Source organism: Gemmatimonadota bacterium (assembly GCA_039715185.1).
In the GTDB taxonomy this organism is placed as follows: domain Bacteria; phylum Gemmatimonadota; class Gemmatimonadetes; order Longimicrobiales; family RSA9; genus DATHRK01.
Genome location: JBDLIA010000095.1, coordinates 1 through 11,917, shown reverse-complemented (window position 1 = coordinate 11,917; position 11,917 = coordinate 1). Strand labels below are relative to the sequence as shown.

9 protein-coding genes are annotated in these 11,917 nt (G+C 68.8%); 4 read left to right on the top strand and 5 right to left on the bottom strand.

The genetic code is table 11. From position 1 onward, the window contains the following. On the top strand, positions 1-273 hold a 273-nt coding region (locus ABFS34_13880), incomplete at its 5' end, for a hypothetical protein (protein MEN8376531.1). Positions 274-346: 73 nt separating this feature from the next. Here the strand turns inward: ABFS34_13880 and ABFS34_13875 are convergent. Then, positions 347-1,708: a dipeptidase gene (locus ABFS34_13875; GenBank protein MEN8376530.1), complete on the bottom strand. Its 1,362-nt coding sequence runs from the start codon at positions 1,706-1,708 to the stop codon at positions 347-349. Positions 1,709-1,850: 142 nt separating this feature from the next. Between ABFS34_13875 and trkA the strand changes: the two genes are divergently transcribed. Together trkA and ABFS34_13865 are read left to right on the top strand one after the other, a co-directional pair. Further along, on the top strand, positions 1,851-3,203 hold the full coding sequence (trkA, locus tag ABFS34_13870) for a Trk system potassium transporter TrkA (protein MEN8376529.1): 1,353 nt from the start codon (positions 1,851-1,853) through the stop codon (positions 3,201-3,203). After that, entirely contained in the window at positions 3,200-4,720 is a 1,521-nt protein-coding gene (locus tag ABFS34_13865) for a TrkH family potassium uptake protein (protein ID MEN8376528.1), read from the top strand. The genes trkA and ABFS34_13865 overlap by 4 nt, the downstream gene beginning before the upstream one ends. Before the next feature lie 23 nt (positions 4,721-4,743). On the opposite strand, the gene ABFS34_13860 is transcribed toward ABFS34_13865, so the two are convergent. The 4 genes from ABFS34_13860 to ABFS34_13845 all read right to left on the bottom strand — a co-directional run bounded on the left by ABFS34_13860 (position 4,744) and on the right by ABFS34_13845 (position 11,390). Next, the gene (locus tag ABFS34_13860) at positions 4,744-6,633 is read right to left on the bottom strand and encodes an amidohydrolase family protein (GenBank protein ID MEN8376527.1); all 1,890 of its coding nucleotides are present in this window, start codon (positions 6,631-6,633) and stop codon (positions 4,744-4,746) included. 168 nt (positions 6,634-6,801) lie between these two features. After that, positions 6,802-8,556, bottom strand: coding sequence for a winged helix-turn-helix domain-containing protein (locus tag ABFS34_13855; GenBank protein MEN8376526.1), 1,755 nt, complete (start codon positions 8,554-8,556; stop codon positions 6,802-6,804). 58 nt (positions 8,557-8,614) lie between these two features. After that, on the bottom strand, positions 8,615-10,852 hold the full coding sequence (locus ABFS34_13850) for a DUF5916 domain-containing protein (protein MEN8376525.1): 2,238 nt from the start codon (positions 10,850-10,852) through the stop codon (positions 8,615-8,617). Positions 10,853-10,979: 127 nt separating this feature from the next. Beyond that, positions 10,980-11,390, bottom strand: a complete 411-nt coding sequence (locus tag ABFS34_13845; GenBank protein MEN8376524.1) for a hypothetical protein — start codon at positions 11,388-11,390, stop codon at positions 10,980-10,982. A gap of 13 nt (positions 11,391-11,403) precedes the next feature. Between ABFS34_13845 and ABFS34_13840 the strand changes: the two genes are divergently transcribed. Next, on the top strand, positions 11,404-11,781 hold the full coding sequence (locus tag ABFS34_13840; GenBank protein MEN8376523.1) for a metalloregulator ArsR/SmtB family transcription factor: 378 nt from the start codon (positions 11,404-11,406) through the stop codon (positions 11,779-11,781). Positions 11,782-11,917: the final 136 nt, after the last annotated feature.

Sequence of the window (11,917 nt, the reverse complement as noted above, 5' to 3'; positions counted from 1 at the left end):
GCGACGTGCATTATCGATCCGCTGCCTACCAGCACGACGGGCGGTCTCGAGTTGGGCCAGTTTCTCACGACGGCGGCGGTAGGGACGACCATCAGCGTGTCGGCTCAGATCGACGGCTCCGCGGCGGTCAACAAGAACTGCACGGTCACGCAGGACGCCTTCGACCCGAACCGTCTCGGCAACGCGGGGCAGGTGTTCATGAACGTCCTCACGACCACCGTGGGGGCCATCACGGGTGTCAGCAGCGTCATCTGCGACATCGGCCTGGCCTGACTGCAGACTCACCCGGACCTTTACCAACGGCGACTCCATCGCGGTGCAGCCCGGGGTCGCCGGGGGCGCTGCCCTAGCCGGACCCCAGCCCTGCCAGCAGGGCGGCGGCGGCGTGCGTCCCCTTCTCGAAGTTCTCGACGCTGATCCACTCGTCGGGCGCGTGCGCGTTCTCACCCGGTAGCCCGAAGCCCATCAGCAGAGCGCGGGCGCCGAGCACGCGCTCGAACTCGTCCACGATGGGGATAGAGCCGCCCTCGCCCGCGAACACTGGGGCGGGGCCGAACGCCTCCTCCAGCGCCCCGGCCGCGGCGTCGACCAGGGGCCCCTCCAGGGTCGCCAGCCAAGGCCGACCTCCATGCAGAAAGGACACCTCGACCGCAACGCCCGGGGGCGTCACGCGCGCGACGTGCGCCTCCACCAGCGCGCGGATCCTGTCCGGGTCCTGGTTCGGCACCAGGCGGCACGAGACCTTGGCCATCGCCCGACCCGGCAGCACCGTCTTGGACCCCTCGCCGGTGTAGCCAGACAGCAGGCCGTTCACGTCCAGCGTCGGACGCACCCAGACCCGCTCGAGCGTCGAGTGTCCCTCCTCGCCCCCCAGCGCGGGGGCGCCGACCTCCTCGCGGAAGCTCTCGTCGCTGAACGGCAGCGAGGCGATCTGGTCCAGGTACGCCTGCGGCGTGTCGACGTTGTCGTAGAAGCCGTCGATGGCCACGCGGCCGGCTTCGTCGTGCATCGAGGCGATGATGGCGGCTAGCGCGTTGGCGGGGTTCACCACCGCGCCGCCGTAGCTGCCCGAGTGCAGGTCGGAGGCCGGACCCTGGACGTCGAGCTGGAAGTACGCCAGCCCGCGCAGCGAAGCCCCGATCGAGGGCATGCCCGGTTGGTACATGGTGGAATCGGAGATGACGATGTAGTCGGCGCCGAGCCGCTCGGCGTGCTCGGACACGAACGGCATGAGGTGCTCGCTGCCCACCTCCTCCTCGCCTTCCGCGAGCAGGATCACGTTGACCGGCAGCCCCTCGCCTCCCCGCAGGTGCGCTTCGATCGCCTTCACGTGCAGGTAGAGCTGGCCCTTGTCGTCCACCGAGCCACGGGCGTAGAGCCTGCCATCGCGCACCTCGGGCTCGAACGGCGGAGAGGTCCACAGGTCCAGCGGCTCGGGCGGCTGGACGTCGTAGTGGCCGTAGATCAGCACCGTCGGCGCGCCATCGGCGGCGTGATAGTCACCGACCACGATCGGGTGCCCCGCCGTTTCGTGCACGGTGACGCTCAGGCCGGCGTCGCGCATGCGATCCGCCAGCCACTCCGCGGCGGCGCGCGTATCGGCGTCGTGCTCGCCGCGCGCGCTCACGCTGGGAATGCGCAGGAACGTATCCAGCTCCTCGCGGAAGCGGCCCATGTTCCGGTCGATGTAATCGCGTACGGCGCTCATGCTGGTTCGCTCGGCTGTCGCTGGTAGGGGGCCGCGACTCCTGGGGCCCGCGGGGCTATGGATGTAGGCCGGCCCCCACGAGAAATGCAAGACGGTGCGGACTGCGCCTCCGACGGCTTGCCGGGAGGTGGCGGCAACGCGAATGTCCCGCATGCGCGTACTCATCATCGGCGCCGGCGAGGTCGGCTTTCACCTGGCGCACCGCCTCTCAGAGGAAGAGCACGACGTCGTCATCATCGAGTCCGATCCCGATCGGGCGGAGTACGTCGGCGAGCATCTCGACGTCATGACGGTGGTGGGCAACGGAGCCTCGTTGCCCATCCTCGAGAAGGCCGGCATCAAGCGGACGGAGCTGCTGCTCGCGGTCACCAGCAGGGATGAGGTGAACGTAATGAGCTGCTTCGCGGCCTCCCGGTTCGAGGTACCGGTCAAGGTCGCGCGGGTGAGCAACCCCGACTACTACCACACCCGCAGCGCGCTGTCGCGAGAGACGCTCGGCATCGACCTGCTGATCAACCCCGAGCGCGAATGCGCGTGGGAGACCTTCCAACTGCTCAACAGTCAGGCGGCCACGGACCTGGCGCGGTTCGCCAACGACAAGCTCCAGCTCATCGGCCTGCGCGTGCGCGAGGGCGCCGTGGTGGCAGGGAAGACGCTGCGTCAGCTGGACGAGGAGCTGCACGACCGGCACTACGTCACGGTCGCGATCGTACGCGACGGCGACACGACCATCCCGCGCGGCGACTCGCGCGTGGAAGCGGGCGACCAGGTATTCGTCATAGCGCCGACCCCAGAGATCGCCTCGCTCCAGGGATTGGCCGGCTACGCAGACTACAAGCTGCGGCGCGTGATGATCGCGGGCGGTAGCGACGAAGGTGTCTACCTCGCGCGCCACCTGGAGGCGCACGGCGTGGAGAGCACGCTGATAGAGCTGGACCGGCGGCGTTGTGTGGAATTGGCGGAGATGCTTCCGTCCACGCTGGTGCTGAACGGCGACGCGACCGACATGGATCTGCTGGAAATGGAGGGCATCGAGGGCATCGACGGCTTCGCGGCGTTCACCGGTCACGACGAGGTGAACATGCTCTCCAGCCTCCTCGCGAAGACCCACGGCGCGCGCAAGGTCATCAGCCTCATCAACCGCTTCGGCTACATCAAGCTTGTAAACCGGGTCGGCATCGACGCCGCCGTGTCGCCTCGCCTTTCGACGATAAACGCCATCCTGCGCTACGTCCGGCGCGGCAACGTCCGCAGCGTGGTGACCATCAAGGGGATCGACGCGGAGGCCATGGAATTCGAGGTCTCCGAAAAGGCGCGCGCGAAGGGCGAACCGCTCGCCGCCCTCCACTTTCCGGAAGGAGCGATCGCGGGCGCGATCCTGCGCGGAGACACCGTGATCATGCCGCGCGGCAGAGACGTCTTCCTGGCCGGGGACCGGGTGGTCGTGTTCGCGCTCCCGGACGCAATCGGACCGCTCGAGAAACTCTTCGCGTGATCCTCCAGCACCTGGTCCACATAGTCAGTCTGCTGCTGATCGCTCTCGGCGGCGGCCTGGCGGTCACCGCCGCGGTCGCGGCGGGTTACGGCGACGGCGACGCGCTGGCGTTCCTCGCCAGCGCCGCCATCACGCTGGTGGCGGGCCTGATCGGCCGCCGCTTTACGCGCCTGGAGCGGGACCTCTCGGTGCGTGAGGGCTACGCCGTGGTTTCGTTCGCGTGGTTGGCGATCGCGCTGTTCGGCTCCCTCCCCTATCTGCTGTCCGGGGCTATTTCCTCACCCGTCCACGCGCTGTTCGAGTCCATGTCGGGCTTCACGACCACCGGTTCGACGGTCTTTTCGGACATCGAGTCGCTGCCGCACGGGATCCTGTTCTGGAGGAACGTCACGCAGTGGATCGGCGGCATGGGGATCATCGTACTCGGGATCGCCGTGCTGCCCTTCCTGGGCGTGGGGGGCATGCAGCTCTTCCGCGCCGAGGTGCCGGGCCCGACCCCGGAGCGCCTGCAGCCGCGCATCACGCAGACCGCCAAGCTCCTGTGGTACGTGTACGCCGGCCTCACCGCCCTCCAAGCGGGGCTCTTCATGCTGGGAGGGATGGGGCCTTTCGACGCTGTCACCCACTCCTTCACGACCCTGTCCACGGGGGGCTTCTCGACGCGCAGCGCGTCGATGGCGGCGTTCCCGTCGCCGTTCATCCAGTACGTGACGATCGTCTTCATGTACCTGGCGGGGATAAACTTCGCGCTCCACTTCCGGGCGCTGACTGGGCGGCCGCGGTACTTCCAGGACTCAGAGTGGCGCTTCTACACGGTGGTCACGGTCGGGGCCACCCTCTTCGTGGCCGCGGTCGTCATGCTCGGCTCCAGCGAGTACTCCGGCCTGGGCATCGAGCGCGCGTTCCGGGACTCGCTGTTCCAGGTCGTCGCCCTCGCGACGACGACCGGATACGTCTCCTACGACTGGGAGATCTGGCCCTTCGCCGCGCAGTTCATGCTGCTGATGCTGATGTTCATGGGCGGCATGGCAGGATCCACAGGCGGCGGGATGAAGGCGGTCAGGCTCTACGTCCTCCACCGGCACGGCCTGACCGCGCTCAAGAAGAGCGTCCACCCGAGGGCGGTGATCCTGACGCGCGTGGGCAAGCTGGCGCTGGAGGACGGCGTGCTCAACGGCATCCTCGCCTTCATCCTCCTCTACATCACGCTGTTCGTCACGGGCGCGCTTGCGCTGACCCTGTTCGGCCACGACATCACGACGGCGATCGGCGCGGCGGCGTCCGCGATCGGCAACATCGGGCCCGGTTTGGGCGATGTGGGCGCCGTGGACAACTACGGTTGGCTGGGCGCCGGCTCGCACCTGATCCTGATCTTCCTGATGCTCGCCGGGCGCCTGGAGATCCTCACAGTGCTGCTTCTCTTCCACCCGGACCTGTGGCGGCGGGCGCGCTACGGGGTCACGCCGAGACGACTGGCGGCGGAGCAGGCGGCCGCGGAGCGGGCGGCTGGAAGCTGAACCCTGGTGGAGTGCCGCGCCCCTCAATGAGAGTGCGCGGCCTCTCCCAGTTGCCGATTCGGACCGATCGAGCGCAGCGACGCCCCCCCATCCGAGCGCAGCGACGCCGTCCCGAAGAGCTGATCCAGAAAATCGCGCAGCTGTATCTGGGAGTACCAGCGACCGTCGGACATGACGCCCGCCTGGGTACGCAGATTGTCCACTGCGTACAGGGGGTTGCCATCCAGCAGCACCAGGTCGGCGCGCGCGCCGACATTTATCTCTCCGAACTCGCCGGGCACGCCGAAGAACTCCGCCGGACTGAGCGTCGCCGCGCGCAGGAACACCTCGTCGGGAATGCCGGCGTCCAACCACATTGTCGCCTCCTCGCGCATTGACGACCCCGGCATGACGTAGGTGAAGCCCATGTCGGTACCCACGAGCATGGGCACGCCTTCCTCGTGGAAGATCCGTATCACCCGGCTGGTGTTGGCGATGGTCGCCGCGCGGATCGAACCGGGTCCCCAAGGCCCTCGGTCCTGCCAGGCGGCCAGCCTTTGCGCGGGCAGGTAGACCGCGTCCGGACGGTTCGTGAACGCCGCCTCTTCGGCAGGATCCAGCAACGCGAGTAAGGTCGCCATGGTGGGCGTCATCCACTTACCCGCGGCGCGGACGCGCTGGGCCAGAGTGCGCACCTTGGCGTCGTCGATCGAGCCGTTCCACCAGCTCGTGGTCGGGTCCGTACGCACGTCCGCGACGAACGCATTGGGCCAGTGCTCGATCGACCGCTGCGTGCTCCCCAGTACCATCGTCGTCCCTGTATTGAACGGCACGTGCCCCGAGAAGGTCGTGCCGTGCGCGAGCACCGCTTCCTCGATGGCCGCGTAGATGTCTGGGCGCAGGGTCTCGTGCACCTTGATGAAGTCCCATCCCCCGGCGACGAGCTCTGCAACCTTCGCGTCCGCTTCGGCCGGATCCTGGAGCACGATGGTACCGGCGAAGAACGCGGTGTCGCTGAACCCCTGGCTGCCCAAGACCAGGTTCGGGCCGACGGAGGCGCCGGAGCGGATGGATTCACGGAAGTTCACCAGACCCTGCGAGGACCAGACGTTCCGGGCGGTCGTCACGCCGTAGTAGAGCAACAGAACCGGGTCCGACGTAAAGCCGATGTGCGTGTGCATGTCCACCAGGCCGGGTACCAGATAGCGGCAGCCCCCGCCCTCGACGATCACCGCGCCGGCAGGCGGCGTGACCGCGCCGGCGTCGCCTATCTCGGCGACGCGGCCATCGCTCACGATCACCGTCTGGCCCGGCACGACACCCCTGCCGTCAACGTGAACGAGATTGACGTCGATGAACGCCGTTGTCTCCTCCTTCACCGCCGCCAGGGGTAGGTCGGCGACGGGAGGCGCGCAGGAGCCCGGGGTACCCACCACCGTCGACAGCCGGGCCTCGGGACCGCTGCCGTCGTTGTTGGCCGGGTTGGCATCCTCTGACGTGGTCGTGGCGCGCGCGCTCGTGTTCAGCGTTTGGGCCTTGCGCGACACGACGGTCACCCGGTAGGCGCGCTCGGCACCGGCGGGGAGGCCGGCAACGGCCGGCCAGGTCACCTCGCCTGCCTGCTCCACGCCGCCGTCGGTCACGGCTTTGAGCAGGACGCCTGCGGGCAAGGTTTGCGTGACCTGGACTGATGAGGCGTCCGCGTCGCCGGGGTTGGAGACGCTCACCGTGTACTCGAACGGCGCGCCCACGTCCGCGGAAGCGGGTCCGGCGACGTCAACCGCCACATCGGCGGTAGGATCCGGCGGCGGCGGTAGCGGCGGATCGACCGGGTCGGTGGGCGTGTCCTCACCGCAGGCGGCGAGGATCGCCAGCGACGCGAGGATGATCGTGAAGCGTAGAAAGCCGGAGGTACGACGCGGACTCGTGATCATGGCGACTCCCTCGGAGCGCGTTTACGGAATGCGTCGAAGTGAGGAGACGGCGCGACTGCAAGGAGAACGCGCGGACGACCACGAAAATCCTATGCGGGAGCGGGGAAGATCCTGATTAGTTTCCGAGAGAGGCGGGTCAGGGTCCGCTCATGCGCTTGAACCGGGTGACTACCCGGGGAAACGCGGGTGATCCCTGACCGCGTCCCAGATCGGGTCGACCTCCAGTTGCGCCCGGCTAATGGGAGCGGGCACTGACAGCAGGTAGTCGAGCATGTCGATCGCCCTGTCGTGCTCGCCCAGACGCGCGAAGACCTCGGCGAGGATGGCGCGCACCTCGGGACCAGCCCAGGCGTCGGCCTCCGGCAACGAAGCCATGGACGCCCTTTCGGCCAGGACGAGAGCGCGCGCTCGTTCCCCGAGGGCCGCGGCGGCCACCGCCATGCGCGCGTAGAGCGTGCCGCGGGTGCTGTGGCGCTCTCCCTCCACGTACGGGACGAAGGTTTCGTACTGGTCAAGCGCCAGGCGAAACTGCGCGAGAGCCTCGTCGCGGCGTCCCGCGCCCTCGAGCGCCAACGCCAGGTGAAAGCGGTCCTGCGGATCGTCCGAGAGCCGCGCGGCTTCGACCCGCGGCAGGACCCGTGATCCGAGCACGCGCGCGAACCACCCCTGGCCACGAATCGGCAGCAGGCTGGGACCCCGCCCCATCGCGACCCTCAGCAGCCGCTCCGCCTCCGGCAGGTCGCCGGCGGCACGCAACTCGAGCTGTGCCAACCGCTCGCGCGGGAATCGCGCTGAGCCCAGCGCGGCCCTGGCGATTCTGTAGTAGCGCCCGGCCTCGTCGTAGCGGCGCATGCGGTCCAGGGTGGTGGCCAGCGAGTACGCTACGCTGAAACTGGCCGGGTCCTCGGCCAGCGCCGAGCGGAGCGAGCCGACCGCGTCCTGCCAGCGGCCGAGTCGACGATAGACGAACGCAGTGGGGAGCAAAACCTCCGGGTCGTCGCCCCGCCGCTGGCGCACCGCAGAGAAATGGCGCAGCGCCTTCTGGTAGTCACCCTCCTCGTAGTACGCCATGTAGCCCAGCGCCAGGTGTGTGTCCGGGTCCTCCGGTGCCAGCCGCTCGGCGCGCTCGGCTGCGGCACGCGCCTCGTCGTACATCCGCACGCGGCCGAAATCGAATGCCATGGAGGCACGCGCCACCGCCAGGCGGGCGTAGGCTCGTGCGTAGGTCGAATCTGCCTCGGTGGCCTGCGCGAACAGCTCGCTGGCGCGCGCCAGCTCGGACAGCGAGTTGGTGCGCGAGAAGTGCAGGGTCCCCCGTACGAACAGTTCCCGCGCCTCGGAGGAGCTGGATGAGCCGGCCGCCTCCTCCGCGGGCTGTTTGTCACCGGAGACGGTTCCCTGGCGCCCGTCGGCCCCGGCCGCCCAGCGCAGCCCAAAAGCGGCCGCTGCGATGATCGCGGCGGCCGCCGCGGCTCGGCCAGGCCACCAACCCGTCGGCCGTGACTCAGCGGCCACGGTCTCCACGCGCGCGACGAATCGATAGCCCCGCCGCGGTACGGTCTCCACGTACTTGGGCTCACGGGCTGAGTCGCCCAGCGCCTGCCGGATCTGCTTCACGGCGAAGTAGATGCCCTGATCGAACTCCACGATCCGGTCCGCCCACACCTGCTCCTTCAGATCCTCATGGGTGACCAACTCACCGGCTCGTTCAGCCAGATAGGCGAGCATGCGGAACGGCTGGTTGGGCAGCCTTACCCGCCGCCCAGAGCGCGTGAGCGTCCACCGACGCCGATCCAGGACGAAGGGGCCGAACTCGAGACGTGGAGGTGAAGATACAGGATCCATGACCACGACTCTGACGCGCGACTGGTGCCCGCGCCAGGGGTCGACGCGCACGCCGAGTCCCTCGCGCGTGAGGGACATCGATATAGACCGTCTGGGCGCCGGCCGGGTTGCGACCGCGCCGGACGGCCCGGTCGCGTCAGTTGCGGAGCGTGTAGCTCGCCTTCACGAGCAGGGTCCGGCCCTGCGAACGGGGCAGCTCCGGATCCACGCGTCCCAGGTCCGTGTTGAGCTGCTCGTTGTAGACCAGGAACAGGTCGCTCCCCTCGGCCAGGTGGTAGCGCACCCGCACGTTCCCCACGACCGCGTCGAAGGCGCGGTTGTACTGCACGAAGGCGCTCGCCGAGAGGTGCGTGTCCAGCGCCGTTTGAACGCGGAGCCGCAGGATGTCCGCGTCTATGCCCTGGTCGCGGTCGGGGAAGCGGATGCGGTCGCGGGTCAGCTCGGCGGCGAACTCGAGGTGCTCGTTCACGGTGAGCGTCGGTGAGACGGACACCGAGATGCGATTGCCGTCGAAGAACTCGCCCCCTTCGACGCTCCCGCCCATGCGGAACCGGCCCCCGGCCGGCGCGCCTAGGAAGAACTCGGCGGCCGTGAACGTGTGCTGCCCGGCCGGCACCACCGCTCCCTGCGCCAGCGGGAGAGCCTCCGGCAGGTCCTCGACGCTCGTGCTCACGCCCAGCCAGCCCAGGTAGCCAGCCTTCAGCGTGTAGTTCACGAACAGCGCGCCGAAGGCGCTGTCCAACTCGTCATCCACGTTGCGGGTGAACAGTTGGCCGGCCAGGCTCGGCTGCACGCTGCGGAAGACGGTGCTCGCCCCTGGGAACCAGCCCCAGCGCACGTTCACGAACGGGTTGGTGAAGCCCCGACGCGGCGTGAACCCCAGGCCCGGATTGTAGGATTCCCCCGCCCAGCGCACGCCGGCGCGATAAGCGAAGCCCTTGCTGAACAACGAACCGGGGCGTTCCAGCTCGACGCGGATCAGCGCTCCGTCCAGCCCCTCCTCGTCCAGCTCGGCGTCGAAGCTCTGGGCGAAGTGAGCACGCACGTACTCCCGGCCAGCCACGCGGACGCTGCCGTCCAGCAGGTAGGCGACGTTCTCGCGGCCGTCCACTCCCAGCCGGGTGGTCAGCATCGCGCCCACCGTAGACTCGTCGTTCAGAACGCCGCGCCGGAGTCGGAAGACGCCCAGGTTCTCGGTCGACTCGGTATCGGGCGCGTCGGTCTGCATGTCGATCAGGCCGACGTCCCACTGGCCGATCTGGCCGACCAGCCGCGTGCCTCCCCAGATGCGCAACGGCGCCCCGTCGGGGGCGAGGCCGATGCGCCGGCTGTGGAAGAAGCGGTCCGGCCCGCCCAGGCTCGCGGTAGCGGCCAGGAAGATGCCCGCGCGCTCCTGGAAGAACTGGCGCTTCTCCGGAAAGAACAGGCTGAAGCGGGTGAGGTTGACCACCTCGTCGTCGGCCTCCACCTGGGCGAAATCGGTGTTGACGGTGGCGTCGAGCGTCAGATTGCTGGTGATCCCCAGCTTGACGTCCAGCCCCGCCTCCACCGTGCCGTCCTCCGCGCGCCCGAAAGACCCGGCCGTGTCGTCGAATACGGCGATCGAAGACCCTCCTCCGAGCGCGTAGGGCGTCACGTACAGCGGCCTGCGCGTCCCCGCCGAGGCCAGCTCGATCTTGGCCGCGATGGAAGGACGGAAGGGCGCGTTCGCGTGCACGGGGTCCAGCGAGGGGTAGGTGACCAGCTCGTTGCGCGCGGCGATGTAGCGGGCGGCGATGATCCCCATGACCACGCGACCGTCCTCCACCTGATAGCGAAGCGAAGACAGCGGGATGGCCATCTCGGCGTACCAGCCGCGCTCGTCTCTCGCCGTGGCCACGTCCCAGTGTCCGTTCCAGTCCTGATTCCTCTGGGCTCCATCCGACGCGATCTCGTAATCCACGCGCACGCCGGTGGGCGTGGTCTCGAACCCGAGCGCGTTCTCGCTGTCGTTGAACGTGTCGAGGATGACCCGGAACACGTCGTCGCCGCGGACCACGTCGCGCGTCAGGGAGTTGGCCTGGATCGAACGCTCGTCTTCGACGAGGAAGCGCGCCGACAGGTAGAGGGTGGCCTCGTCGTGAAGCACGCGGATTTCTCCGGACTCGCTGGGTTCGAGCCCGAAGGTCGGCTCGTGCGAGACCAGCGGCAGCAAGCGGCCGTCAGCCCATTCGTCGCCGTCGAGGCGGCCGTCCAGGCGGATCGGAGCCGCTGTCGAGGGCACGGGGATGACGTCCGCGCCGGCGGCGCTTTGGGCGGAGAGGGCGCTGCTCGCGGCCGCGCTCCAGAGGATGACGGCTCCCAGGACGGCGGTGCGCGGATGGGCTGTCGGCATGGTCAGATCGCGCGCTCGAGTGGACGGCGGTTGCGCGGGGAGATTCGCCGCGCCGTGCGCGCGCGTTAAGGCCTTCGGGGACGAACGGGATGGGGCGGGGACGGCCGGCCGAACCCGGGGACCGCGCCTACCCCGCCAGCGCCCGCAGGACGGAGAAGAAGAGCGGCCAGCCTGACACCGCGAGGCCCACGAAGGTGATCCCGAGCGAGCGCACCCAGCCGGTACCGAACACGATTTCGACGAGGGTGAGCATGACGACCAGCGAGGCGCCGATGGGCATCCAGGGGGTGGCCCCGTAGGGCCCGGAGAACGCCATCGCCAGCACCCAGGTGATCACCGTGTGCAGCGCCGCGACTCCGAAAGCGTTCACGACGACGCGTTCCCTGGCGCCCACCATCATCGCTCCGAGCCAGACCCCAAGCGTCGTCCACCCGATCGCCACCGCGATCTCGACCGCCTGTGCGCCGATCTCACGCCCTTGCATGAATCGCCCCTTCCCCTCGGTGCGGGATTCCTTGACAACAAGGCTCGATCTCATTATTCGTAACCACATGGTTACGTATCGTGAGCCGCCCGCCCTGGAGACGTCCGAGCACCTGGATCGGGTGTTCGGCGCGCTCGCCGACGGAACCCGGCGCAAGATTCTGGCCCGGCTCGCCGAGGGGGAATCATCCGTGGGGGCGCTAGCGGAGCCGTTCGACGTCTCCAGGCCCGCGATCTCCAAGCACCTGCGCGTCCTGGAACGGGCAGGACTCGTCCACCGCGAACGCGATGGCCGGGTCAGCCGCTGCTCCCTGGACGCCGCGCCCATGCGTGACGCGGCGGAGTGGGTGGAGCGGTATAGGGCCTTCTGGGAAGCTCAGCTCGCCTCGCTGTCTCGCTACCTGCGAGATTCGGTTACCGCAACGGAAGAGGACACATCTCCATGAGTATCCAGACCAATCAGAAGACGACGACGGCCACACCTGACGCGTCCACCCGCGTGTCACGCTTGATCCCCGCCGCGCGCGATCTGGTGTACGCCGCGTGGACGCAGCCCGAGCACGTGCGCCGGTGGGCCTCGCC

What these genes read in the sequence shown, in the direction of transcription:
- ABFS34_13875 (MEN8376530.1), bottom strand. Translation starts at nt 1,708, where the DNA reads ATGAGCGCCGTACGCGATTACATCGACCGGAACATGGGCCGCTTCCGC.
- ABFS34_13850 (MEN8376525.1), bottom strand. Translation starts at nt 10,852, where the DNA reads ATGCCGACAGCCCATCCGCGCACCGCCGTCCTGGGAGCCGTCATCCTC.
- ABFS34_13855 (MEN8376526.1), bottom strand. Translation starts at nt 8,556, where the DNA reads ATGTCCCTCACGCGCGAGGGACTCGGCGTGCGCGTCGACCCCTGGCGC.
- ABFS34_13845 (MEN8376524.1), bottom strand. Translation starts at nt 11,390, where the DNA reads ATGAGATCGAGCCTTGTTGTCAAGGAATCCCGCACCGAGGGGAAGGGG.
- ABFS34_13860 (MEN8376527.1), bottom strand. Translation starts at nt 6,633, where the DNA reads ATGATCACGAGTCCGCGTCGTACCTCCGGCTTTCTACGCTTCACGATC.
- trkA (MEN8376529.1), top strand. Translation starts at nt 1,851, where the DNA reads ATGTCCCGCATGCGCGTACTCATCATCGGCGCCGGCGAGGTCGGCTTT.
- ABFS34_13840 (MEN8376523.1), top strand. Translation starts at nt 11,404, where the DNA reads ATGGTTACGTATCGTGAGCCGCCCGCCCTGGAGACGTCCGAGCACCTG.